Raw genomic sequence first — 242 nt, 5'->3', positions numbered from 1 at the left:
GCCAAGGCTTGGTTGGATAAGGGGCTCCTCATTAAAACAAGCAGAAATGCCTTTTAGCGCTTTTTGGACGATCGCTGTCTCAACTGGCGTACGGGAAGGCTCCATTGCCCCTAAAAACGTCACCTTGGCATCAGGCCGGCGTGCTTTTACGTGTGCAGTCACCTTTTCAAAAATGTCTTTAGGGTCCTGGTCCACAACGAGGCGTGCGTCGATTTTTACACTGGCTTTGCTAGGAATAATTG

Annotated in this window: 1 pseudogene; it reads right to left on the bottom strand. The window is 49.6% G+C overall.

Annotation, left to right across the window (positions count from 1 at the left end):
* A pseudogene (locus tag CHH91_RS18930) lies at positions 1-242 on the bottom strand (peptidase dimerization domain-containing protein); the annotation flags it as partial.

It is taken from the genome of Virgibacillus sp. 7505 (assembly GCF_002272135.1).
Classification (GTDB): domain Bacteria; phylum Bacillota; class Bacilli; order Bacillales; family Amphibacillaceae; genus Terribacillus.
This window is presented reverse-complemented; position numbering and strand designations above follow the sequence as displayed.